The organism is Lysobacter koreensis (assembly GCF_042677045.1).
GTDB classification, from domain to species: domain Bacteria; phylum Pseudomonadota; class Gammaproteobacteria; order Xanthomonadales; family Xanthomonadaceae; genus Lysobacter_K; species Lysobacter_K koreensis.
On sequence record NZ_JBHTIH010000003.1, the window covers coordinates 645,407 to 669,691 of the forward strand.

Consider the following 24,285-nt stretch of genomic DNA (forward strand, 5'->3'; position numbering starts at 1 on the left):
CGCCTAGTGCGGCCGGTGGCTTTTTGGGGGAGTGGCAACCAGTGCAGGTCGATGGTCCGCGCCGTCAGGGCCGCCGCCGCGCCGTCGCGGCGTGGTCGCTGCAGCGCCGTCCCGACAGGATGAGCCGTCGTCGCGGTTGACGAGCCGGCGCACGCCGGGTGCGCGCACCCGTGGCGGTCGCGCGCTCCACTTCTCGCTTGGTGTCGCGTCGCTGGTGATACCCGGCACTGGTACCCGGCGCGGCGGCCGCGCGGATCGCTCCGCAGTCCCGGGCGTCGGCGCGTCCCTCGCGGACGCGAATCGACGCATGCCCGGATGACGGTGACGTAGGCCATGCGCATTGGCTGCGAAGCTCGCCGACGGCGTGCAGCCGGCGCCCGCATCGGCCGATCGCCGGATGCAAATCAGTCGCCGATCCGGCGAGGATTTTTTTCTCGCGACGCGCGCGAGGTTGTTCGCGGCGACCTCGTCGGCCACGAAAAAGTTCGCGCAAGTTCGCGCACTTTGCCGTGTTGCGCCGCGAAACAGCGCGCCGGTTTTTCCGACGGTGCAACGTTGGCGGGTGCACGAGTTGCCGTGCTCGGCGTGCTTCGCGTTTCGCGATCGGTGTGCGCGCGATAATTTTCCAGAACATCGCCTGCACCGTGGAAGCCGCACTGCGCCTAGCTTTCAGCGCATCGCGGTCGCGCGATGCTTGCGATAGGCGCGCGTTCGCATCGCGTGCAAACCACGCATCGCGTGTCCGTGTCGACGATGCGACGGCGCCGGCGGAGAAAAAAAATTGCCCGGGGTTGTTGACACTCCGAAAAACCGTGATTAGGTTTCGCCCAGCAGACGTTTCCTGCGGAAGCGAGTGAGCAAAGCCAACCTGACAACGCGCAGTACACAACGGACCTCCGCCCGGACATTCAAAACGGTGGTTGCAGGATCCTTGTCCTCTCCGGAAACGTACTTCGCGGCCATGTCCGCCAATCGCTTCGCAGCAGTCCCACAGCCCGGTTCGCCCCTCGCGGATCGGGCTTTTGTTTATCCGACGATCACCGCGACCGGGCGAGCAAGACCCGGCGCCGCAGTTTTCCAGGCCTGCCGCCGCAGTTCGGCGCCGGGCTTTTCCGAATCCGTTCCGGCGCCTGTCTGGCGTCGGCGGTTGGTCGCGGGTTCGCCCGCGGCACTGTTTAGTACTGGGCCGTAATACCCCGATTGACCACTGACGAGGAGCCATCCCATGGCCATGAAGAAAGCAGCAGCCAAGAAGAAACCCGCCGCCAAGAAGGCCACCAAGAAGGTCGCCAAGAAGTCTGCGGCGAAGAAGGCCGTCAAGAAGTCCGCCGCCAAGAAGCCGGCGGCCAAGAAGGCTGTGAAGAAGGCAGTGAAGAAGACCGCCAAGAAGGCCGTCAAGAAGACCGCCAAGAAGGCAGTGAAGAAGACCGCCAAGAAGGCCGTCAAGAAGACCGCCAAGAAAGCGGTGAAGAAGACTGCCAAGAAGACCGCGAAGAAGGCGGCCAAGAAAGTAGCCAAGCGCCCGGCGAAGAAGGCCGCGAAGAAAGTCGCCAAGAAGGCGACCGCCAAGAAGGCCGTAAAGAAGACCGCCAAGAAGGCGGCTAAGAAGGTCGCCAAGAAGCCGGCCGCCAAGAAGGCCGCGAAGAAGCCTGCCGCCAAGAAGCCGGCTCGTCGCGCTGCCAAGAAGTCGGCCCCGACCGCGATGCCGGCCACTCCGGCGCCGATGATCTAACCAGCAACGCCCCGAAAGCCGTAATCCGACTCTCTCCCCGCAGCCCAGGTGGGGGGAGAGTTTTTTTTTGCGCCGATCTTGTGCAACGGATCGGTGTTGCGCCGGCATGTACGCCAACTGCGCTCCGCGGGAGGCCGCTGGTCTCTGTCCCCGGTGGGGCATCGACCGTGCATAGCGACTTTCTGGCGGCGCCGGGTTGGCCTAGCATCGGCCCGAGTCGACCGCATTGGGGAACGCCATGAAAGCGCTGAAGGGATTGTTCTACGTCGTCGTCGCACTTGGCCTGGTGTTCGCCGGCGGTGGCTTCCTGCTGCCGTCGAGCACGCATGTCGAGAGGTCGATCACGATCCAGCGATCACCGGGCGACATTTACGCGATGCTCAATTCCTACCAGCGATTCAACCAGTGGTCGCCGTAGTACGAGATGGAACCGCAGGCCCGCTACGAGACCAGCGGCCCGGTCGCGGGCGTCGGCGCCTCGCTGGCATGGGCCGGCGACAAGGTCGGCAGCGGCAGCCAACGCATCATCGAAAGCGTGCCGGGCCAGAAGGTGGTCAACGCACTGGACTTCGACGGCAGCAAGGCGGTCGGAACGTTTGTCCTCGCACCCACCGCCAACGGCACCCGCGTGACCTGGTCGCTGGATAGCGCGCACGGCTACAACCCTGTGTCGCGCTGGTTCGGCTTGATGCTCGACCGCTGGGTCGGCGCCGACTACGACAAGGGCCTGAAGAAGTTGAAATCGGTACTGGAGAGCGAGACGCGCTGAGCGGCGACCGGGCGCGACCGCTGGCAGGATCGCGGCGAAGCCCGGACTGCCGCGGTCGCCCGCGGGGTTATTCCGGTGCGGCGGTGGACTTGCTCGCGGTGGTGCCGGCGGTCGTCGGCGCCGACGGCGTGGCGTCGACGTACAGGGTCGGGTCGTCGAACTGGTCGTCGAGCCAGCGCTGGTCGGTCAGGCCGATGGCGCGATCGAGCATGGTCGGCAGCAGCGCCGAGGGCAGCGAGCTTTCGGAGTTCCACATCATCGCGATGCCCAGGTCGCGGCCCGGCAGCATCGCCACCACCCCGCGGTAGCCCTGCACGGCGCCGCCGTGAAACACCAGGCGCTGGCCGGCGTAGTCGTACACGCGCCAACCCAGCGCGTAGCCGGCGCTGCTCACGCGCTCGCGCCGCCACTTGGAACCGCGCATCTCGCTGGGGGTGTCGACCAGCGGCTGGTGCAGCGTCGCCAGCAGCGGCGCGGGCAACACGTCGGGACGGTGCCCGGTCTGCGCGAGCAGCCACTGCGCCATGTCGCTGGCGCTGGCATTGACACCGGCCGCGGGCGCGACCTGGTAGTAGGTCGACTTCGGCATCAGCGAGGTCCAGCCGCCGCGCGCGCGCACGTGCGGACGCGCCCAGCGCGCGCTGGCCTGGATGCCTTCCAGGCCGAGGCTCGCGTCGTTCATGCCCAGCGGCTTGAGCAGGCGGCGCTGCACTTCCTGGCTGTAGAAATCGCCGGTGGCGGCGAACACGATGTCGCCGATCAGGCTGAAGGCGATGTTCTGGTAGGCGTAGCAGGTGCCCGGCTGGCACTTCATCGGCGCGCGCGCGAGCTTCTGCGTCAGCGTGTGGTAGTCGACGTAGCCTTCCAGGTCGCGGTCGTAGGTGTTGTGGGTCAGACCGACGCGGTGGCTGAGCAGGTCGGCGACGGTGATCTGCTGCGCGGCGTACGGATCGCTGAGCTGGAAGTTCGGCAGGTACTGGGTGAGCTTGCTGTCCCAGCGCAGCGTGCCGTCGTTGACCAGCAGCCCGGCCATGGTGCCGGCGAAGCCCTTCGACAGGGACGCCAGGCGGAACACGGTGTGCGAATCGACTGGCTGCGCGGCATTGACGTCGGTGATGCCGTAACCGCGCGCGCTCAGGATGCGGCCGTTGTGCACGATCGCCATCGCCAGGCCCGGCACGCGTTGGCCGGCGACCAGTTGCTGCGCCATCGCTTCGAACTGCTGCACGTCGAAGCTCGATGCCAGCGGCATCGCAGGCGAGGCGGACACGGGCCGCGACGGAATGGATGCGACGGAGGCGGTGGCGCGCGACGGGCGCGCCTGCGGGCTGTCCCAGCGCAACGACGTCTGCGCACCCGAACCCAGCGTCAGCGTCAACAGAAACGCCAAGCTGCCCATCCGCAAAATGCGGCGTGACCGGCGGGACCCGTTGTCTTTCATCGTCCGCAGCGCCTGCGTATGCTCAGTTGCGGCCAATACTAGCGCCGCCATCAGGGATTTGGGGAACAAACATGTTCAGCTTTCTGATTCTATTGGGATTAGTGATGGTGCTCGCGTTTTGGGGAGTGGGCATCTACAACGGCCTGGTGACCGCGCGGAACGCATTCAGAAATGCCTTTGCGCAGATCGACGTGCAGCTGCAGCGGCGCTTCGACCTGATCCCGAACCTGGTCGAGACCGCCAAGGGCTATATCAAGCACGAACGTGAAACGCTGGAGGCGGTGGTCAGCGCGCGCGGCGCGGCGGTGTCCGGGCTGGCGGCGGCCAAGGCCAGCCCCGGTGACCCGGCGGCGATGGCCGGGCTGGCCGCGAGCCAGGGCCAGTTGGATGGCGCGCTCGGGCGCCTGCTGGCGGTGGTCGAGGCCTACCCGGACCTCAAGGCCAACCAGAACATGATGCAGCTCACCGAGGAGCTGACCAGCACCGAGAACAAGGTCGCGTTCGCGCGGCAGGCGTACAACGACTCGGTGATGGCCTACAACAACAAGCGCGAGGTGTTCCCGTCGAGCGTGCTGGCCGGCATGTTCCATTTCGCCGCCGCGGCGCTGCTGGCGATCCCGGTCGACAAGCTGGAAATGCGCGAGGCACCGAAGGTGCAGTTCTGACGATTCGCTTCCTCCCTCGCGCGCGGGGCGGGGAAGCGCGATGGCGAACCGCAGGTTCGCGCGCAGGCGAACGCCCGCAGGCGGTGCCTGCGGGCCGGATGGGATGGGGTGGGGGCCTCTGACATGAACTTCTTCGAACGCCAGGCGGCGGCGCGGCGCAATTCAGTCCGCCTGATGGCGCTGTTCGCGCTGGCCGTGCTCGGCATCGTCGTCGCTGTTGACCTGGCGGTGGCGCTGGTGGCCGGCGCCAGCCCGGGCATGCTCGCGTTCGCCACGCTCGCCACGCTGGCGGTGATCGGGCTCGGCTCGGCGTACCGCATCGCCAGCCTGCGCGGCGGTGGCGAGCCGGTCGCGCTGCAGCTGGGCGGCGTGCCCGTGCCCGAGGACACCACCGACCCCAACCTGCGCCGGCTGCGCAACGTGGTCGAGGAGATCGCGATCGCTTCCGGCGTGCCGGTGCCGAAGATCTACGTGCTCGAGCACGAGGCCGCGATCAACGCGTTCGCCGCCGGCTACTCGCCGTCCGACGCGGTGGTCGCGGTCACCCGCGGCGCGCTGGAACGCCTCAACCGCGACGAACTGCAGGGCGTGATCGCACACGAGTTCAGCCACATCCTCAACGGCGACATGCGCCTCAACATCCGCCTGATCGGGGTGCTCTTCGGGATCATGATGCTGGCCCTGATCGGCCGGAAGGTGCTTGAGCACGGCCGCCTCGGCGGCCGCAAGGGCGGCATCGGCGCGCTGCTGGTGGCCGCGCTCGTGGCGATGGTGATCGGCTACATCGGCCTGTTCTTCGGCCGCATGATCAAGGCCGGCGTCAGCCGCACGCGCGAGCGCCTGGCCGATGCGTCGGCGGTGCAGTTCACGCGCCAGACCGCGGGCCTGGCCGGGGCGTTGAAGAAGATCGGCGGCCTGCACGAAGGCTCCCGGCTCAACGAGCGCGGCGACGCCGAGGAAGTCAGCCACATGCTGTTCGGCGACGGCGTCGGCTTCAGTGGGCTGGTGTTCAGTGGACTATTTGCCACCCATCCGCCGCTGGTCGACCGCATCCAAGCGCTGGAGCCGTCGTTCCGCGCCGACCAGTTGGACACGCTGTCGCGCAAGTGGCTGTCCGAGCCGCCGCACGGGCTGGAGGAGGACGTGCAGATGGGCTTCGTCGCCGCGACCCGGCCAGCGTCGTTGCCCGCCCGCGGCAGCGAGCACGCGATCACGCCGCCGATGGTCGCCGCTCAGGTCGCGCACCCCGGCGCGGACGATTACCGCCGCGCCGACAGCATCGTCGGCAACATGCCGCAGCCGTTGCGCGCCTTGGCCGCGCAGCGCGACGCGGTCATGCCGCTGCTGCTCGGCCTGCTGATGGACGCGAACCCGGCGATCGCCGACAAGCAGGCGTTCGAGGTCACCGCGCGGCTGGGCGCAGTGGTCGCCGAACAGGCATGGTCGATGGCCGAGGTTCACCTGGCCGGGCTGCACCCAATGCTGCGGCTGCCGCTGGCCGCGCTCGCGTTCCCGGTGCTGCGGCTGCGGCCGCGGCCGGAACTGGACGTGTTCCTCGATGCCGCCAACGCCATGGTCTTCACCGACGGCGACGTGTCGCTGTTCGAGTACTGCCTCGGCCGCCTGCTGACCGTGCAGGTGCGCGAGTCGCTGGATCCGTCCCGCTACGCGCGCTTCGGCCGGCGCCGGCTGCACGACGTCAGGCACGAGGTCGCGACCTTGCTCGCCGTGGTCGCGCAGTCCGGCCACGCCGACGCGGGCAGCGCCCAGCGTGCCTACCTTGCCGGCCTGCAGCGCGTGCTGCCGCGCGACCACATCAACTACGCGCCGCCGGCACGCGGCGTGCAGGCGCTCGACGACGCGTGGATGCCGCTCGACGCGCTCGACCCGCTGGCCAAGCAACTGCTGGTCGAGGCGATCACCGCCGCGGTCAGCCACGACGGCCGGGTCAGCGTGGTCGAATCGGAATTGCTGCGCACGATCTGCGCGGTGCTGCATTGCCCGTTGCCGCCGATGCTGGACGCGCGGGCCTGAAGCAGGCCATGGCAAAGCCGGTCGGCGCCAAGGCAGCTGGCTTGTCGCATTGGCGATAGCGGGTCGGGCACGCCACGCGCGCCATTGCCAGCGGCGATGGATTCGCCGCGTTGCTGGAGACCGATGCCGGTGGCGATCGCGCGCGAGCTGCGGAACTCCCGCCGGTCTCGACAGGGCACTGGCCTGACGCGGCGACGCAACCCGTGCTGCGACTTCGGAGGGTTCCCTGCATTTTCCGCTTCGGCATTGGTCGGGCGTTTGCGGGGTGACCGGCGGAACCGATGCGCCAGAACCGCGCGCCGACCCTGGGCTCAGTTTCCGCGCGGGTGCGCCGATACCGGCTGCAGGCCACACCCACGCCCGTCCGGCCCTCACCTGCCTCTCCCCCCCTCGCATGGGACTCTCCCGGGGTCCAGCCATATTGCCGCGACTCGACGCTGTCGAGATCGGGCAGGCCTCCTCCGCTCTACAGCTAAGGAAGTAAGGGCATGAATGGAACCTACGATCCGTGGCTGCTCGCGCTGTCGTTCGCGGTGGCGATGCTCGCGTCCTACGTCGCGCTCGATCTGGTCGTGCGGATCCGGGCGGCCGCGCCGGGCAACGCGCCACGGCGTTTGTGGCAGGTCGGCGGGGCGTTCGCGATGGGCATCGGCATCTGGTCGATGCATTTCATCGGCATGCTCGCGCTGCAGATGCCGATGCCGATGGCTTACGACCCCGTGCTGACCTTGTTGTCGCTGGGCGTCGCCATCCTCGCGTCCGGCTACGCCCTGCACATCGCGACCGGGACGGTGCTGGGCACGCCGCGGCTGGTCGGTGCCGGCCTGGTGATGGGCCTGGGCATCGCGGCCATGCATTACATCGGCATGGCGGCCATGCAGGTGCATCCCGCGATCCGCTATGACCCGGTGCTGTTGTCGCTGTCGATCCTGATCGCGATCGCCGCGGCGATGGCCGCGCTGTGGATCGCGTTCCGGTTACGTGCGGACACCAGGTCGTCCGCGTACTCGCGCAAGGCCGCCAGCGCGGCGGTCATGGCGGTCGCGATTTGCGGCATGCACTACACCGGCATGGCCGCGGCGGAGTTTGCGCCGCACACCATGCCAGCGGGCGGCGCGCATGCCTTCGACAGCGTGCTGCTGGCCGTCGCGATCGGCGCACTCGCCAGCCTGCTGCTTGCCGCAACCTTGGTGGTCTCGTTGCTGGATCGCGTTTTTGCCCGCGACATGGCCGCGCACCAGCAGGTCGCGCGCGCCCTGCAGGCAAGCCGGGACGACGCCAAGGCCGTCATCGACACCGCGTTCGACGCCTTCGTCGAGATCGACGCCGACAGCACGATCCGGGAATGGAACCGGCAGGCTGAGGCGACGTTCGGCTGGCGTCGCGACGAGGTGATCGGCAAGAACATGGCGGAGCTCATCGTGCCTGTGCGCTACCGGCAAGCCCACCACCATGGCATCGCGCGTTTCCTCGCCACGGGCAACGGTTCGGTGCTCAACCGGCGCGTCGATGTCTTCGCCCTGCATCGCGATGGCCGCGAATTTCCGATCGAACTGACGATCTGGCCGGTCCGGGTCGGCGATGTCTGCAAGTTCAACGCATTCCTGCATGACATCAGCGAGCGCCAGCGGGCGAGCCAGCGCCAGAACGCGCACAGCGAGGCCGCCACCACGCTGGTCGGGGCGAGCACGCTGGTTGAGGTCGCACCCAAGTTCCTGCGCGCGGTGTGCACGGGATTGGGCGGGACCGCCGGCGCGATGTGGAGCGTGGACCGGGACGCCGGCGTGTTGCGATGCCTGGAGTTCTGGCAGTCGGAAGCCGTGGCCACCCCGCGTTTCGAATCGGCCAGCCGCGGCATCACGTTCGCGCGCGGGGTCGGGCTGCCGGGCCGGGTCTGGGCCAGCGGCAGGCCCGATGGCATTACCGATGTCGCGTTCGACCGCAACTTCCCGCGCGTGGCCACTGCCCATGACGAGGGACTGCACGGCGCGTTCGCGTTTCCGTTCTGCAGCGGCGGGCGCGTGCTCGGGGTGGTCGAGTGCTTTTTCATGCAGGCGCAGGCGCCGGACCCCGACCTGCTGGTGATGCTGGGCACCCTGGGCAACCTGCTCGGCCAGTTCGTGGCGCGCACCGAGGCCGAGAGCGCACTGGAGCGGGAGGGCGAGTTCCAGCGCGTGCTGCTGGACATCGTCGCCTGCAACGAGGACGGCGAGCTGACCCTGTTCAACCGCGCCACCCGCGACATGCACGGCCTGCCCCAGGAGGCCCTGCCGCAGGGGGATTGGGCGCGCCATTACAGCCTGTTCCATGCCGACGGCCGCACGCCGATGGCCACCGACGAGATCCCGCTGGTACGGGCGTTCCAGGGCGAGCGGATCAGCGATGTGGAAATGGTGATCGCGCCGCGCGACAGAAGCCCGCGGACCCTGGTCTGCAATGGCCAGGCGCTGGTCGCCCGCTCGGGCCGCAAGCTCGGCGCGGTGGTGGCGCTGCACGACATCACCGAGCGCAAGGAAGCCGAGCGGCGGCTGCAGCAACTGGCCCACTACGACACCTTGACCGGCCTGCCGAACCGGCGGCTGTTCTACCAGTCGCTGCACGAGGCGTTGGCGCACGCCCGCGTGCAGGGCTGGATCGTCGCGGTGCTGTACCTGGACCTGGACCATTTCAAGACTGTCAACGACACCCTCGGCCACGAGGTCGGCGACGAGTTGCTGCGCCAGGTCGGCAACCGGCTGATGCAGCGGCTGCGCGCCCGCGACGTGGTCGGGAGGCTCGGCGGCGACGAGTTCGGCATCCTGCTGGTGGGGCCGCTCGCCGTTGCCGCCGTCGCCGACAAGGTGCGCGAGATATTCCAGGCACCGTTCGTGCTGGAGGGGCGCGAGCTGCAGATCAGCGCGAGCGTGGGCATCACCGTCTATCCCGACGACGCGTCCGACCCCGATACGCTGATGAAGTACGCCGACACCGCCATGTACGAGGCGAAGGCGGAGGGCCGCAGCGGCTACCGCTTCTACACCAGCGCGATGAACGCCCGCGTGCTGGAGAAGGCGGGCCTCGAAGCCGCGCTGCGCAACGCGCTGGAGCGCAACGAGTTCGTGCTGCACTACCAGCCCAAGATCGACGTCGCCAGCGGCCGCTGGCTCGCGGTGGAAGCGTTGCTGCGCTGGGACCGGCCAGGCCACGGCCTGGTTCCGCCGGAACAGTTCATTCCCGCGCTGGAGGACACCGGCCTGATCGTCCCGGTCGGCGCCTGGGTGATCGAGGCCGCCTGCCGCCAGCTCGGTGCCTGGCAGCGCGCGGGCGTGCCACTGGGGATCGCGGTCAACGTCTCGGCCCGGCAGATCATGCGCGTGGTGCGGGAGCAGGGCGGCGCCACCGCGCCGGCCGCGGGCGGCGGGGGAGACCCGCTGTGGCTGGCGATGACCACCTGCATGCGCGCGCACCAGGTGCCGCCGGGATTGCTGGAGTTCGAGCTGACCGAGAGCACGCTGATGCTGCATGTCGACGAGACCAACGCGATGCTGCTGCGGCTGAAATCGCTCGGCGTGGGGCTGTCGATCGACGATTTCGGCACCGGCTATTCGAGCCTGGCCTACCTGCGGCGGCTGCCGATCGACACCCTCAAGATCGACGGCCAGTTCATCCGTGACCTCACCAGCAACCCGGACGACGCGGCGATCGCCCTGGCGATCCTGCGCATGGCCCACAGCCTGAAACTCAAGGTGGTGGCCGAGGGCGTGGAAACGCAGGCGCAACTGGATTGGCTGAGCCAGCAAGGGTGCGACCAGGCGCAGGGGTATTTCATCGCGCGGCCGATGCCGGTCGACGTGCTGGAGCAGGCGTGGCACGAGCACGAGGCACGACGCGGCGCCAGCCCGGTGAGTTGAGCGTTCGGACCTCAGGCGCGGCCGGCGAGCTGGGCACTTCGCCGTCGACGCTGGCGGAGCTGGCTTGGCCGGCCCGCCCAGGGCGCGGACGCGCTTATTGGCGGCCGCTGATCAGGTCCGCTGCGCGCTCGGCGATCATCATCGTCGGCGCGTTGGTGTTGCCGCCGATCAGGGTCGGCATCACCGAGGCGTCGACCACGCGCAGGCCGTCGACGCCGCGCACGCGCAGCTGCGGGTCGACCACCGACTGCTCGTCCGAACCCATGCGGCAACTGCCGGCCGGGTGGTAGACGGTCTCGGCCTTGGCGCGGATGAACTCGATCAGGTCGGCGTCGGACAGGTCGTTGCGGGCCGGGAAGATCGGCGCGCCGCGGTAGGCGTCGAACGCCGGCTGCGCGAGCAACTCGCGTGAGAGCTTGGCGCACTCGAGCATCATCTTCAGGTCGAAGCCCTCGGCGTCGCTGAGATAGTTGGCCTCGATCCGCGGCTTGTCGGCGGCGCGGCCGCTGACCAGCGCGATGCGGCCGCGGCTGCGCGGGCGCAGGAAGCAGGCGTGCAGCGTGTAGCCGTCGCCGGCCAGCCGGTGGCGGCCGTGGTCGTCGAGCATCGCCGGGATGAAGTGGAACTGGATGTCGGCGCGCGCGTCGGGCGCGTGCCGCGAGCGCACGAATCCGCCCGCCTCGGCGATGTTGCTGGTGCCCGGGCCGCTGTGGCCGCGCAGGTAGTAGTCGAACGCGACCTTGAGGTCGCTCAGGCGGTCGTAGCTGACGCGCTGGCTCGAGTGCTGCAGGGTGGAGATGTCGAGGTGGTCCTGCAGGTTCTCGCCGACCTCCGGCGCGTCGGCCACGACCTCGATGCCGTGGTTGCGCAGCTGCCGCGCCGGGCCGATGCCTGACAGCATCAGCAGCTGCGGCGAGTTGATCGCGCCGCCGCTGAGCAGCACCTCGCGCGCGGCGGGCTGGTGGAACGCCTTGCCGTGCGCGGTGTAGACCACGCCATTGGCGCGGCGCCCGCCGTCGCGGCCGCCGCCATCGAAGGTGATGCGGCCGACCTGGGCGCCGGTGATGACGGTCAGGTTGGCGCGCTCGCGCACCGGGTCGAGGTAGGCGACCGCGGACGAGCAGCGCGCGCCGTTCTTCTGGGTCACCTGGTACAGGCCGAAGCCGGGCTGCAGCGGCCCGTTGAAGTCGCGGTTGGCGGGGTAGCCGGCCTGCTCGCCGGCGGCGAGGAACGCGTGCGACAGCGGGTTGCTGTAGCGCAGGTCGGACACGTGCAGCGGGCCGTGCGCGCCGTGCAGGGCGTCGCCGCCGCGTTCGTTGTGCTCGCTGCGCTTGAAGTAGGGCAGCACCGCGTTCCAGTCCCAGCCGTGCGCGCCGGCGGCGGCCCACTCGTCGTAGTCGCCGGCGACGCCGCGGATGTAGCACATCGCGTTGATCGAGCTGGAGCCGCCGAGCACCTTGCCGCGCGGCCACCACAGCGCGCGGTGGTTGAGCTGCGGCTCGGGCACGGTGCTGTAGTCCCAGTTCACGCCCTTCTTGCCGACCAGCTTGGACAGCCCGGCGGGCATGTGGATGAAGGGGTGCCAGTCGCGCGGGCCGGCTTCGAGCAGCAGCACCTTGACGTCGGGGTCTTCGGACAAGCGGTTGGCCAGCACGCAGCCGGCCGAGCCGGCGCCGATGATGATGTAGTCGTACAAACGTCGGGCCTGGAGGGAGAACGGGCCGAAACTATGCGCCGGCGCTAGAGCAAATGCTCGTGCTGAGCCGTCTGTGGAGCTGGCGGTGCGCGCTCGGAGCGGGAAGGACCGCGTGCGGGGTTTCCAGGTGCAGCCGTGGCGCCTCGGGGTGTAGGGCGGGTTTCAACCCGCCATCCCGCCGCCGCACGGTCGCGAGGAACCGCCATCCCGGATCGGAATCTGCCATGTCCGGGCGCCCGGCATGGCGATGGCGGGTTGCAACCCGCCCTACGAGCTTGGGATCGACCTCGGCAACCGGTTTGGCGACCTGCGAGACCGTTTCGTCGACCTCGGCAACCGATTCCTCGACCCCCGAGACCGTTTCGTCGGCCTCGACAACCATTTCCTCGACCTCCGAACGGCGTAAGGCGGGTTTCAACCCGCCTTCGCCATGCCGGGCGTCCCGGCACCGTAGAGGCCGATCCGGGATTGCGGTTCCTCGTGACCTTGCGGCGGCGGGATGGCGGGTTGAAACCCGCCCTATGAATCGCATGGCGCCGCGTTCGATGCCCCAGCCGCGCGCTGGCGGCGGTGGGTAGCATCGGCTACCGTGCCGCCACCCCTTGTCGAGCGCACCCCGATGGCGTCGAGCCACGCCGAGCCTTCCGGTTCCAGCCGCATTCACGGCGGCGAATGGCGCGCGGTGGCGCTCTCGTTCACCTATTTCTTCTGCGTGCTGGCCGCGTACTACGTGATGCGGCCGGTGCGCGAGCAGCTGACCGGCGCGCTCGGCTCGACCCAGCTGCCGTTGTTCTACGCCGCCACGTTCGTCGCCACGCTGCTGCTGACGCCGGTGTTCGCCGGGCTGGTCGCGCGCTACCCGCGCCGGGCGGTGGTGCCGGCGGTCTACGGCTTCTTCATCGCCTGCCTGCTGGCGTTCGTGCCGCTGTTCACCAGCCACGGCGTGCTCAGCCCGCGCGCGCTGGGCACGCTGTTCTTCGTCTGGGTGAGCGTGTTCAACCTGTTCGTGGTGTCGGTGTTCTGGAGCTTCATGGCCGACATCTGGGACGAGGCCCAGGCGCGCCGCCTGTTCCCGGTCATCGCCCTGGGTGGCACCGCCGGCGCGATCGCCGGGCCGTTGCTGACGCGCACGCTGGTGTCGGTGGTCGGGGTGGCGCCGCTGCTGGCGGTGTCGGCGGTGCTGCTGGCGCTGGCACTGGTGTGCGCGGTGCTGCTCGGGCGTTGGGCGCGCGTGCACGGCGGGCGCCGGCACGAGCCCAACCACGAGGGCGCGGTGGGCGGCGGCATGTTCGACGGGCTGAAGCAGGTCTTCGCCAACCCGTTCATGCGCAGCATGGCGTTGCTGATGCTGCTGGGCGACTGCATCGGCACGATCAACTACGCGCTGGTCGCCGACTACTCGGGCATGGCGTTCACCGACCCGGTGTCGCGCACGCGGTTCTTCGCCAACATGGACCTGAGCACCAACATCGTGCAGGTGGTCGTGCAGCTGACCCTGACCCGCTGGCTGCTGGTCCGGCATGGCCCGGCGCCGGCGATCGCAATGTGGGCGACGGTGACCGCGGCGGCGTTGCTGGTGGTGGTGTTCGCGCCCGACCCGCACGTGCCGGTGATCGGGCCGATGCCGTGGATCGCGCTGGCGCTGATCGCCAGCCGCGGGTTCGCCTACGGCATGCTCGGCCCGGCGCGCGAAAGCCTGTTCACCCGGGTCCCGCGCAGCCTGCGCTACAAGGGCAAAAACGCGGTCGACACCGCGGTATGGCGGTTTGGCGACCTGGTGATTTCCCTGTCGATGAATGCATTGCGCGTGGGCGGCGTGGCCGTGGCCGGATTCGCCGGCATGGCCGCCCTGGCCGCGGCCGCCGCCGGTACGCTCGGCTGGCGGCTAGGCACGCGCGCGACCGCGGCCGCGGCGGCGGCTACCGATGCCAACGTCGCCACGCCGGCCGCAGGTAGCCGCGCATGACCCAGCGCGCGCGGCGGAACCGGCGGCGGTGACCACCCCCGCACGGCGGCGCTGGCGCTGGCGGCGCCGCTGGGGCGCCCGGATCCTGGCGCTGCTGGTGCTGGTGTTCGTGGTCAAGGGCTGCGTGATCGAGCCGGGGTCGCTGGTCGAACGCGACTACACGTTGCAGCTGCCGAACTGGTCGCCGCGCTGCGACGGCTTGCGCGTGGACGTGGTGTCCGACCTGCACATCGGCTCGCCGCGCAACGGCCTCGACCAGCTCGACCGCCTGGTCGCGCGTCTGCTCGCCAGCGACGCGCAGGCGGTGCTGATGGCGGGCGACTACGTGATCCTCAGCGTGTTCCTGGGCACCTACGTGCCGGCCGACGTGGTCGCGCACCGGCTGCGGCCGCTGACCGCGCGCAAGCCGGTCTATGCGGTGCTGGGCAACCACGACTGGTGGAAGGACGGCCCGCGCGTGCGCGCCTCGCTGGAGGCGGCCGGGGTGGTGGTGCTGGAGGACCAGGCGCACGCGCTGGAGCTGGGGCGTTGCTCGCTGTGGCTGGTCGGGGTCGGCGACCTGTGGGAGGCGCCGCACGACATCGGCCGCGCGTTCTCGGCGGTGAACGACGCGCGCCCGGCGATCGCGATCACCCACAACCCGAACCTGTTCCCGCGCATGCCCGCGCGCGCCTCGCTGGTGGTGGCCGGGCACACCCACGGCGGCCAGATCGCGTTCCCGGTGGTCGGCGCGCCGGGCCTGTGGAACCAACCCGACGGCCGCTACCCGCGCGGCGCGTTCGTCGAAGGCGGCCGCCACCTGTTCGTGACCCCCGGCATCGGCACCAGCATCCTGCCGATCCGCTTCGGCGTGCCGCCGGAGGTCTCGCGGCTGACGCTGCGCGGTGCCTCGCCTCATGGTCCGGCGTCGACGCGATGACGTTGACTGCGCGTCGCCCATGCCCGGAGCAGCGTTGCCCATGTTGATGCCGTCGTTGGTGACTGCCGTGCTGCGCGCAGATGCAGGCGTTGGGGCCGGTGGGCTCGGCGACCGGCCAGCGCGCGGCCGGCTACACCGACGCGCAGGTGAGCTGGCGGCATGCGCGCGAGATGGACGATGGCGCGTGCCGCTTGCGGGAATTGGAGGTCGACGTGGCGATCGTGACCACGCTGCCGGAGTGGGTACGACCGCGCAATGGTCGGTCGGGACTCGCGGTGCAGTGGAAAAGCTTCATGGCCAAGCTGCGCGCGCACGAGGCGACCCATCGCCAGCACGGCCTGCAGTCGGCGGCCGCGGTGCGCGAAGCGATCCTGGCGCTGCCGCCGCAGTCCGATTGCCGGCGCTTGGCGCAGACCATCGACCGCGCGGCGCGGCGCGAGATCCGCCGCCACGCGGCGCTCAGCCGTCGCTACGACGCGCTCACCGATTTCGGCGCGAAGGAAGGCGTGCGCCTCGAGGTCCGCGGTCCGGCGCAGACGACCCGCTGACAGCACCGCCTCGCCCCAGCCGACGCGCTGACGGGCGCATCGCGTCGCGGCAGCCGTAAGCTGCGTCGTCGGTCCCCTGGAGCAGGTCATGTCGCATATCGCCGTCGTGCTGGTGCTGCTGGTCGCGTTGCTGCACGCGTTCTTCCTGGTGCTGGAGATGTTCCTGTGGACCAGGCCCTACGGGCGCAAGGTGTTCCGGCAGTCGCTCGAGCAGGCGCAGCAGTCGAAGGTGCTGGCGGCCAACCAGGGGCTCTACAACGGCTTCCTCGCCGCCGGCCTGGTGTGGTCGGTGCTGACGATGCAGCGCGACGTGGCGCTGTTCTTCCTGGGCTGCGTGCTGGTCGCCGGCGTCTACGGCGCGGCGACCGTCAACCGGCGGATCTTCTTCGTGCAGGCGCTGCCGGCGCTGGTGGCGATCGCGGCGGTCTGCTTCGGCTACTGAGCCGCGGTCAAACAGGCTTGTCGCAGGAGCGGCTTCAGCCGCGAGCTTCTCGCGCATGCCGGCATCGGCGGGAAACCGCTCGCGGCTAAAGCCGCTCCTACGCCGCGGAGCAAGTCCTCTTGGGGGACGCCGCGGTGCTGCCAGTCACCTGCGCGGCGACACCCACATCGCGATGCGCGCGCGGAACACGGTGTCGCCGGCCGGGTCGGTGACCACGACGATCACCGGCAGGTCGTAGCCCGCCGCCGCTTCGACCAGCGGGATCTCCGGGGTCGCGACCGCGTGCATCGTGCCGGCGGCTTTCTTCAGGTACTCGACCGTCATGCCCTTGGGGATCCAGCGCATCGATGCGGGGATGCTCGCGTCGGTCATCACCCCGGCGGCGAGTTCGGCCAAGTTGCACAGCGCGATCGCGTGCACGGTGCCGATATGGTTGTGGACGCGACGGCGGTCGCGCAGGCGCACCTCGCAGCGGCCGGGCTCCAGCGCCACGAACCGCGGTGCGATGCTGGCGAAGTAGGGCGCCTTCCAGCACACCGCGCGCGCGAACAGCCACTGGCCCGCGGGCCAGCGCGACAGGCGGCGGTACAGCGACAGCACTTGCGAACTCATCGGCGGCTCCAAAGAAGACGGCGGGTCGAGGCCCGCCGTCGTGTGCGTGTGTCCAGGGCGCGCGGTCAGGCCGCGGCGCGATCTTCGTACTGCTCGCGGCGGTACCCGGCCGAGCGCAGTTCCTCGGGGTCGAAATCGTCGACGCTGATCGCATCGATCGTCATCTCGCGCAGTTCCTGCAGCTGCTGGCGTTCGTCGGCGCTGATCCAGCCTTCGCGCACGCCTTCGTCCAGTTGCGCCGGGAAGCTCAACGCCTCGATGTCCTTGCTCTTCATCGCCTTAAGGAACTTGCGCTCGACCGGCTCGGCCAGGATCACCTTCTGCAGGTAGCTGTTGATGCGCCCGGCCGGGTTGTTGGCGCACGGGGTGGTGAACACGCCGAACGCGAGCCGGTCGCGCGCCTCGTTGGGCGACATCAACAAGCTGGCGACCTTGTGGCCGAGGCGGTCGCTGGGCGCCTGCGCGCGGCGGCCGAGCGGGAACACCAGCGCCCACAGCAGCCAGCCGACCGGGCGGATCGGGAAGTTGCGCAGCGCGGTCGACAGCGCGGTCTCGGTCTTGTTGATCGCGTCGTGGAACGACCACGCCAGCAGCGGCTGGTCGGACACCGGGCGGCCTTCGTCCTCGTAGCGCTTGAGCACCGCGCTGGCGATGTAGAGGTTGCTGAGCACGTCGCCGAGGCGCCCGGACAGCGACTCCTTGAACTTGAGCTTGCCGCCGAGCAGCAGCATCGAAGTGTCGGCCATCAATGCGAGCACCGCCGAGTAGCGGTTGAGCTTGCGATAGAAGCGGCGCGTGTAGGCATCGCCCGGGGCGGCGCCAAAGCGGGCGTTGCTGAGGCCGAACCACCAGCTGCGCACGGCATTGGAGATCGCGAAGCCGATGTGGCCGAACAGGTTCTTGTCGAACTCGCGCAGGCGCTCGCCTTCGTCGGCCAGGGTCGCGGCCTTCATCTCCTTGAGCACCCACGGATGGCACAGGATCGCGCCCTGGCCGAAGATCATCAGGGAGCGGGTCATGATGTTGGCGCCCTCGACCGTGATCGCGATCGGCGAGGCCTGCCATGCGCGGCCGAGGTAGTTTTTCGGCCCCAGGATGATGCCCTTGCCGCCGTGGATGTCCATCGCGTCCTGGCAGACCTGGCGGCCCAGCTCGGTGCAGTGGTACTTGGAAATGGTCGACGGCACCGCCGGCAGTTCGCCACGCGCCACCGCCGCGGCCGAGGCCTCGGCCAGCGCGCTGATGGTGTAGGCGTTGCCGCCGATGCGCGCGAGCGCTTCCTCGACGCCCTCGAACCGGCCGATCGACAGGCCGAACTGCTTGCGGATGCGCGCGTAGGCGCCGGTCACGATCGCCGCCATCTTGGCGCCGCCGCTGGCGGTGGAGGGCAGGGTGATCGAGCGGCCGATCGACAGGCACTCGACCAGCATCTGCCAGCCCTTGCCGGCGAACGCTTCGCCGCCGATCAGCTGGCTCAGCGGGATGAATACCTCGTGGCCGCGGATCGGGCCGTTCTGGAACGTGCTGTTGAGCGGGAAGTGGCGGCGGCCGATCTCGACGCCGGCGGTGTCGGCCGGCAGCAACGCCAGGGTGATGCCGATGTCGCGCTTGTCGCCGATCAGGCCGTCCGGGTCGTACATGCGGAACGCCAGGCCGATCAGGGTCGCGACCGGGGCCAGGGTGATGTAGCGCTTGTCGAACGTGAGTTTGACCCCGACCACGCGCGCGCCGTTCCAGTCGCCCATGGCGACGATGCCGAAGTCCGGGATCGAGGTCGCATCCGAGCCGGCCCACGGCCCGGTCAGGCCGAAGCACGGCACTTCGCGGCCGTCGGCCAGGCGTGGCAGGTAGTGGTCCTTCTGCTCCTGGGTGCCGTAGTGCATCAGCAGCTCGGCCGGGCCGAGGGAGTTGGGCACGCCCACGGTGGAGCTGACCACCGAGGAGATCGACGCCAACTTCTGGATGACCTTGTGGTTGGCCAGCGCGCTGAAACCCAGGCCGCCGTATTCCTTCGGCACGATCATGCCGAAGAAGCGGTTCTTCTTGATGAAGTCCCACAGCTCCGGTTGCAGGTCGGCGTGGACGTGGTTGATCTCCCAGTCGTCGATCATCCGGCACAGCGCTTCGGTCGGGCCGTCGACAAAGGCCTGCTCCTCGGCGGTCAAGGTCGGCTTGGGCTGGCTCAGCAGCACGTTCCAGTCGGGCTTGCCGGAGAACAGTTCGCCCTCGAAGCCGACGGTGCCGGCTTCCAGCGCGACGCGCTCGGTTTCCGACAGCGGCGGCAGGATCTTGGTATAGAACTTCAGCAGCGGCGCGGTGATGTAGGGCAGGCGGATCTGCGGCAGCAGCAGCGGCACCGCGATCACCGCCACGATCGCGGTGGCGACGATGGTCGCGGTGGCGTTGGCGCCGAGCAGCCAGCACGCGAGCAACGCGGTCACCGTCAGCGCGGCCCACACCGGCAAGCGCAAGCGGTGGTAGGCGGCGATGGCGCCGATCAACAGGAAGGCGAGAAACGGGGCCGCGATGCTCATGGTGCGCTCCAGCGGGCATGGTGGCCCGCGTCTGCAGAATGGACGAAACACTTGGTTGCCGGGAACGCCGCCGCCCGGGGTAATGGCGGCGGGCCCGTCAACATACGCACGAGTATGGTAAGGTTGCCCAGCCGTTGTCAACGGCGCTCGACCAGCTTGCATACTGTTCCCGTCGGTGCCGTATGGTTAGAATTGTCACCATGAACCCTTCCGCCACGACCAAGCCCGCTCCAAGCAAGCAGGAACGCAACGGCCGCCTCAGCGCCGATGACTGGGCGCAGGCCGCGCTGGACCTGATCGCCGAGCAGGGCGTCGCCGCGGTCGCGGTCGAGCCGCTGGCGCGCCGGCTGGGCGTCACCAAGGGCAGCTTCTACTGGCATTTCCCCTCGCGCGACGCGTTGCTGGTGGCCGCGCTGGAGCGCTGGGAGAAGGTCGAGCAGGAGATCCTGTTCGGCCAGCTCGAACCGATCCCCGATCCGCGCGAGCGCCTGCGCGCCTTGTTCAGCCTGGTCGCGCACGAGTACAAGTCGCACGTCATCTATTCCGAGCTGCTCAAGGCGCTGGATCACCCGGCGGTGCAGCCGGTGATCGGCCGCATCTCCGAGCGCCGCCTCGACTACCTGACCGCGTCGTTCCGCCAGGCCGGGCTCAGCCGCACCGATGCCCAGCACCGCGCGCGCCTGCTGTACGCCGCCTATGTCGGCTTCCTGCAGCTCAACCTGCAGCTGCACCAGACGCGCATGCAGCACGACGAATTCGAGGCCTATGTCGAGCACATGATGGCCACGCTGATCCCGTCCGAATCGCAGAAGTCGGCCGACTGACGTTTTCTTTTTGACCCAGCCCGGGCTGGAGGAGTTGTTGTGAACGCTATTCCCTTGGATGCATCGACACCCGCCGTCGCCACCGGAAGCGAGGGCAATCAAAGCGAAGGCAGCCAACTGGCCGCGCTCAATGCCTGGGTGGCGCAGGTCGCCGCGCTGACCCAGCCCGATGCGATCCACTGGTGCGATGGCAGCGATGCCGAGAACGCCGCGCTGATCGCCAAGATGCAGGCTGACGGCACCTTGCTGCCGCTCAACGCCGACACCCACCCGGACAGCTGGCTGCACCGCTCGCACCCGGACGACGTCGCCCGCGTCGAGCACCTGACCTTCGTGTGCACCAGCGAGCGCGACGATGCCGGCCCCAACAACCACTGGATGGCGCCGGCCGACGGCCACGCGCACATGGACGCGCTGTTCGACGGCTGCATGAAGGGCCGCACCCTGTACGTGGTGCCGTACTGCATGGGCCCGATCGACTCGCCGCTGTCGCGTTGCGGCGTGGAGATCACCGACTCCCCGTACGTGGTCGCCAACATGCGGATCATGACCCGCATGGGCGCGCCGGCCTTGGCGCGGATCGAGCGCGAGGGCTCGTTCGTCAAGGGCCTGCATTCGATCGGCGAGCTCGACCCGGAGCGCCGCTTCATCATGCATTTCCCGGAAGAACTGACGATCAAGTCGTTCGGCTCCGGCTACGGCGGCAACGCGCTGCTCGGCAAGAAATGCCACGCGCTGCGCATCGCCAGCCACCAGGCCAAGAGCGAAGGCTGGCTGGCCGAGCACATGCTGATCCTCGGCCTGGAAAACCCGCAGGGCGAGACCCACTACGTCGCCGCGGCGTTCCCGTCGGCCTGCGGCAAGACCAACCTGGCGATGCTGATCCCGCCGGAGGGCTACCGCAACGCGGGCTGGAAGGTGTGGACGGTCGGCGACGACATCTGCTGGATGCGCCCGGGCGCCGACGGCCGCCTGTACGCGATCAACCCGGAGGCCGGCTTCTTCGGCGTCGCCCCGGGCACCTCGGCCAAGTCGAACCCGAACGCGCTCACGTCGGTCCAGCGCAACACCATCTTCACCAATGTCGGCGTCACCGCCGACAACCAGCCGTGGTGGGAAGGCATCGACAACGGACTGACGCCGACGACCGACTGGCGCGGCGAGGCGTTCGATGCCGCCAAGCGTCCGGCCGCGCACCCGAATTCGCGCTTCACCGTGTCGGCCAAGCAGTGCCCGAGCTACACCGAGCAGGCCGAGAATCCCGCCGGCGTGCCGATCTCCGCGATCGTCTTCGGCGGCCGGCGCGCGTCGCTGGTGCCGCTGGTGTTCGAGGCGCGCGACTGGACCCACGGCGTGCTGGTCGGCGCCGCTATGGGCTCGGAAACCACCGCCGCCGCCACCGGCGCGGTCGGCGTGATGCGCCGCGACCCGATGGCGATGAAGCCGTTCTGCGGCTACAACTTCGCCGACTACTTCAGCCACTGGCTGTCGTTCGATGGCGACGGCGCCAAGCTGCCGAAGATCTTCCACGTCAACTGGTTCCGCAAGGGCGACGACGGCAAGTTCCTTTGGCCGGGCTTCGGCGACAACCTGCGCGTGCTCGAGTGGATGATCGGCCGCGTCAAGGGCGAGGCCCATGCGGTCGAGACCCCGATCGGTTCGCTGCCGACCACGGCCGACCTCAACCTGGACGGCATCGCCCTGTCGGAAGAGGCGCAGGCCAAGCTGTTCGGCTTCGACCACGCCGGCTGGCAGGCCGAGCTGGCCAGCATCGGCGAGTACCTCGACGAGTACGGCCCGCGCATGCCGCAGGCGCTCAAGGACGAGCAGCAGCGCATCGCGCAAATGCTTGCCGGCTGAGCGCAGCTCTTTGTGTAGTGCCGAGCCTTGCTCGGCACGCTTCTCCGAGCAACCGCGTGCCGAGCCAGGCTCGGCACTACCAGAGCACGATCCATGACATCGAACCCCGCCGCGCTCGCGGCCAGCCGTGAAATGCAGATCGACGGCCGCCCGTTGCGGGTGTTCGACGGGCACCTGGCCAACGTCGGTGACTACGTGCAGGGCCTCGCGCGCGCGGCCTTCACCCGCACCGAGATCGCGCGCCCGGAAACGGCCGGCTACAAGCACTGGGCGACCGAGATCAAGCTCGACGCGTTGCTGCAGCAGCCGATCTTCGAGCAGACCCGGCGCGCAGTGCTGGGCTTCACCACGCCGGCGTTCGGCTACAAGCCGTACCGCGCGTACACCAATGTCGCCAGCTTCGGCGACATGCTGTTCACCCACACCGACTGCCTGCCCGAGCAGCACGACCTGACCGCGCTGTGGTACCTGTGCGAGGAGTGGGACCTGGAGTGGGGCGGCGAGACGCTGTTCTTCGACGCCCAGGACGAGGTCGCCTGCGCGATCGCGCCGAAGCCGGGCCGGCTGGTGATCTTCGACGGCGCGATCAAGCACGTCGGCCGCCCGCCGAACCGGATCTGCTACATGCCGCGCTACACCTTCGCGATAAAGTTCGAGCGCGTGCCGGTCGGTGGCGGCCAGTGAGTCCGCGGGCATGAGCGAAGCCAACGTGCAGCAGCTCTGGCGCCAGGGCGAAGAGTACGCGCGGCAGGCGCAGTGGGGCGCGGCGCTCAAGGCCTACGATGGACTGCTCGAGCAAGACCCGACCCACGCCATGGCGATGCTGCGCGCGTCGCGCATGGCGCTGTCGCTGGGCCGCTACCGCGACGGCCGCGAGTACGCGATGCGCGCGCTGGCGCGCCGTCCCGGCAGCGAAGAGGCGGTGATGACACTGGCGCGCGCGTTGCGCATGTTCAACGAGCCACGCGCGCTGCTTGAATGCGTCGAGCATTCGCGTTGGCGCGAGCGCCGATCGGCGGCATGGCTGACCGAGCTGGCGATGCTGGTCAGCACCATCGGCGACAACGCGTTGGCGATGCAGATGCTCGACGTGGCCGTGGCGCGCGACCCCAACGATCCGTCGACCCGCTACTACCGCGGCGTGGTGCAGATGTTCTTCGGCGACATGGACGCGTCCGAGCGCGAACTGGAGCGCTGCATCGCGCGCGCGCCGACCTTCGCCCAGGCCCATTGGGTGCTGTCGCGCCTGCGCAAACAGAGCGCCGACGCCAACCACGTCGCGCGCATGAAGGCGCAGCTGGCGCGCGTGCCGCCGGGCAGCGACAGCGACGTGTACATGGCGTTCGCGCTGCACAACGAACTGCATGACCTGGGCGAGCACGGGGAGTCATGGCAGGCGCTTGAGCACGGCTGCCGGGTCAAGCGCCGGCTCACGCCGCACGACCGCGGCGACGCGCAGCGGATGTACGCCGGCCTGGCGGCGCTGTGCGATGCGCGCTTCGTCGAGCCGGTCGAACAGCCCGATGCGCCGTTCGTGCCGGTGTTCATCGTCGGCATGCACCGCTCCGGCAGCACCCTGCTCGAGCAGCTGCTCGGCGGCCACCGGCTGGTCGCCGACGGCGGCGAGACCTATTCGTTCACCACGCAAATGCGTTACGCCGCCGACTACCGCAACAAGGGCGTGCTCGATGCCGAGCTGGTGCGGCGGGCGAAAGCCGTTGACTACGCGCTGGTCGGGCGCCGTTTCCTCGAGTCCAGCGCGTGGCGCGCCAAGGGCCAGCCGTACCTGACCGAGAAGCTGCCCTCGAACTTCCTCAACCTGGGCTTCATCGCCAAGGCCCTGCCGCAGGCGCGGATCCTGCACATGGTGCGCGACCCGATCGACACCTGCTTCTCCAACCTGCGCACGATGTTCTCGGACGTCAACACGTTCTCCTACGACCAGGGTGAGCTGGCCGAATGGTTCGGCCAGTACCGCCAGCTGATGGCGCACTGGCATTCGGTGATGCCAGGGCGGGTGCTGGACGTGCACTACGACGCGCTGGTCGCCGACCCGGAAGCGGTGATGCGCGGCGTGCTGGAGTTCTGTGGCCTGCCTTGGGACGCCGCGGCCAGCCATCTGGACGACCGCAGCAACGCGGTCGCCACCGCCAGCAGCCCGCAGATGCGCGGCGGCATCATCAAGGGCCGCAGCGCGGCGTGGGCGCCGTACGAGGCGCAACTGCAACCGCTGATCGAAGGCCTCGCGCCGTTCCGCCAGCCCGCGGGCTGATCCGCCCGGCCGTTCGCCCAAACCGTCGTCCCGAACGACGCCGCGGACGTTCCCTCCTCGGCGAAGCCGGGGATTTGCCGA

The 24,285-nt window shown here is 69.3% G+C and carries 19 protein-coding genes; 15 read left to right on the forward strand and 4 right to left on the reverse strand.

Annotated elements, in window-relative coordinates; genetic code table 11:
• The first annotated feature begins 1,225 nt into the window (after nucleotides 1–1,225).
• The 3 genes from ACFQZQ_RS08295 to ACFQZQ_RS08305 all read left to right on the forward strand — a co-directional run bounded on the left by ACFQZQ_RS08295 (nucleotide 1,226) and on the right by ACFQZQ_RS08305 (nucleotide 2,501).
• A complete protein-coding gene (locus tag ACFQZQ_RS08295) occupies nucleotides 1,226–1,732 on the forward strand; it encodes a hypothetical protein (RefSeq protein ID WP_386812279.1) in 507 nt (168 codons plus the stop codon).
• A 238-nt stretch (nucleotides 1,733–1,970) separates the two neighbouring features.
• On the forward strand, nucleotides 1,971–2,150 hold the full coding sequence (locus ACFQZQ_RS08300) for a hypothetical protein (RefSeq protein WP_386812280.1): 180 nt from the start codon (nucleotides 1,971–1,973) through the stop codon (nucleotides 2,148–2,150).
• Nucleotides 2,151–2,156: 6 nt separating this feature from the next.
• On the forward strand, nucleotides 2,157–2,501 hold the full coding sequence (locus ACFQZQ_RS08305) for an SRPBCC family protein (RefSeq protein WP_386812281.1): 345 nt from the start codon (nucleotides 2,157–2,159) through the stop codon (nucleotides 2,499–2,501).
• 67 nt (nucleotides 2,502–2,568) lie between these two features.
• On the opposite strand, the gene ACFQZQ_RS08310 is transcribed toward ACFQZQ_RS08305, so the two are convergent.
• Nucleotides 2,569–3,942, reverse strand: coding sequence for a serine hydrolase domain-containing protein (locus tag ACFQZQ_RS08310; protein ID WP_386812282.1), 1,374 nt, complete (start codon nucleotides 3,940–3,942; stop codon nucleotides 2,569–2,571).
• Between the two features lie 71 nt (nucleotides 3,943–4,013).
• On the opposite strand from ACFQZQ_RS08310, the gene ACFQZQ_RS08315 reads away from it, so the two are divergent.
• The 3 genes from ACFQZQ_RS08315 (at nucleotide 4,014) to ACFQZQ_RS08325 (ending at nucleotide 10,531) form a co-directional block, all read left to right on the forward strand.
• Nucleotides 4,014–4,607: a LemA family protein gene (locus tag ACFQZQ_RS08315; protein WP_386812283.1), complete on the forward strand. Its 594-nt coding sequence runs from the start codon at nucleotides 4,014–4,016 to the stop codon at nucleotides 4,605–4,607.
• Nucleotides 4,608–4,730: 123 nt separating this feature from the next.
• Complete coding sequence (locus ACFQZQ_RS08320) at nucleotides 4,731–6,641, forward strand: M48 family metallopeptidase (protein WP_386812284.1); 1,911 nt, start codon at nucleotides 4,731–4,733, stop codon at nucleotides 6,639–6,641.
• Between the two features lie 488 nt (nucleotides 6,642–7,129).
• Nucleotides 7,130–10,531: a bifunctional diguanylate cyclase/phosphodiesterase gene (locus ACFQZQ_RS08325; protein ID WP_386812285.1), complete on the forward strand. Its 3,402-nt coding sequence runs from the start codon at nucleotides 7,130–7,132 to the stop codon at nucleotides 10,529–10,531.
• Between the two features lie 94 nt (nucleotides 10,532–10,625).
• Here ACFQZQ_RS08325 and ACFQZQ_RS08330 read toward each other — a convergent pair whose 3' ends face one another.
• Nucleotides 10,626–12,227, reverse strand: a complete 1,602-nt coding sequence (locus ACFQZQ_RS08330) for a GMC family oxidoreductase (RefSeq protein WP_386812286.1) — start codon at nucleotides 12,225–12,227, stop codon at nucleotides 10,626–10,628.
• 241 nt (nucleotides 12,228–12,468) lie between these two features.
• Between ACFQZQ_RS08330 and ACFQZQ_RS08335 the strand changes: the two genes are divergently transcribed.
• The 5 genes from ACFQZQ_RS08335 (at nucleotide 12,469) to ACFQZQ_RS08355 (ending at nucleotide 16,102) form a co-directional block, all read left to right on the forward strand.
• Nucleotides 12,469–12,633: a hypothetical protein gene (locus ACFQZQ_RS08335; protein WP_386812287.1), complete on the forward strand. Its 165-nt coding sequence runs from the start codon at nucleotides 12,469–12,471 to the stop codon at nucleotides 12,631–12,633.
• 183 nt (nucleotides 12,634–12,816) lie between these two features.
• Complete coding sequence (locus ACFQZQ_RS08340; RefSeq protein ID WP_386812288.1) at nucleotides 12,817–14,193, forward strand: NTP/NDP exchange transporter; 1,377 nt, start codon at nucleotides 12,817–12,819, stop codon at nucleotides 14,191–14,193.
• Between the two features lie 28 nt (nucleotides 14,194–14,221).
• Entirely contained in the window at nucleotides 14,222–15,112 is an 891-nt protein-coding gene (locus ACFQZQ_RS08345; RefSeq protein ID WP_386812289.1) for a metallophosphoesterase, read from the forward strand.
• Nucleotides 15,113–15,192: 80 nt separating this feature from the next.
• Complete coding sequence (locus ACFQZQ_RS08350; protein ID WP_386812290.1) at nucleotides 15,193–15,660, forward strand: DUF922 domain-containing protein; 468 nt, start codon at nucleotides 15,193–15,195, stop codon at nucleotides 15,658–15,660.
• Nucleotides 15,661–15,748: 88 nt separating this feature from the next.
• Nucleotides 15,749–16,102 carry a DUF1304 domain-containing protein gene (locus tag ACFQZQ_RS08355; RefSeq protein ID WP_386812291.1) on the forward strand — a complete coding sequence of 118 codons (354 nt, stop codon included), beginning with the start codon at nucleotides 15,749–15,751 and terminating at the stop codon, nucleotides 16,100–16,102.
• Between the two features lie 144 nt (nucleotides 16,103–16,246).
• On the opposite strand, the gene ACFQZQ_RS08360 is transcribed toward ACFQZQ_RS08355, so the two are convergent.
• Nucleotides 16,247–16,714: a hotdog fold domain-containing protein gene (locus tag ACFQZQ_RS08360; protein ID WP_386812292.1), complete on the reverse strand. Its 468-nt coding sequence runs from the start codon at nucleotides 16,712–16,714 to the stop codon at nucleotides 16,247–16,249.
• Nucleotides 16,715–16,779: 65 nt separating this feature from the next.
• Nucleotides 16,780–19,248 carry an acyl-CoA dehydrogenase gene (locus ACFQZQ_RS08365; RefSeq protein WP_386812293.1) on the reverse strand — a complete coding sequence of 823 codons (2,469 nt, stop codon included), beginning with the start codon at nucleotides 19,246–19,248 and terminating at the stop codon, nucleotides 16,780–16,782.
• A gap of 200 nt (nucleotides 19,249–19,448) precedes the next feature.
• On the opposite strand from ACFQZQ_RS08365, the gene ACFQZQ_RS08370 reads away from it, so the two are divergent.
• The 4 genes from ACFQZQ_RS08370 (at nucleotide 19,449) to ACFQZQ_RS08385 (ending at nucleotide 24,204) form a co-directional block, all read left to right on the forward strand.
• The gene (locus ACFQZQ_RS08370) at nucleotides 19,449–20,072 is read left to right on the forward strand and encodes a TetR/AcrR family transcriptional regulator (protein WP_386812294.1); all 624 of its coding nucleotides are present in this window, start codon (nucleotides 19,449–19,451) and stop codon (nucleotides 20,070–20,072) included.
• Nucleotides 20,073–20,126: 54 nt separating this feature from the next.
• The gene (locus ACFQZQ_RS08375; protein ID WP_449284330.1) at nucleotides 20,127–21,932 is read left to right on the forward strand and encodes a phosphoenolpyruvate carboxykinase (GTP); all 1,806 of its coding nucleotides are present in this window, start codon (nucleotides 20,127–20,129) and stop codon (nucleotides 21,930–21,932) included.
• Nucleotides 21,933–22,025: 93 nt separating this feature from the next.
• A complete protein-coding gene (locus ACFQZQ_RS08380) occupies nucleotides 22,026–22,616 on the forward strand; it encodes a 2OG-Fe(II) oxygenase (protein ID WP_386812295.1) in 591 nt (196 codons plus the stop codon).
• Nucleotides 22,617–22,626: 10 nt separating this feature from the next.
• Complete coding sequence (locus ACFQZQ_RS08385; RefSeq protein WP_386812296.1) at nucleotides 22,627–24,204, forward strand: tetratricopeptide repeat-containing sulfotransferase family protein; 1,578 nt, start codon at nucleotides 22,627–22,629, stop codon at nucleotides 24,202–24,204.
• Nucleotides 24,205–24,285 lie beyond the last annotated feature (81 nt).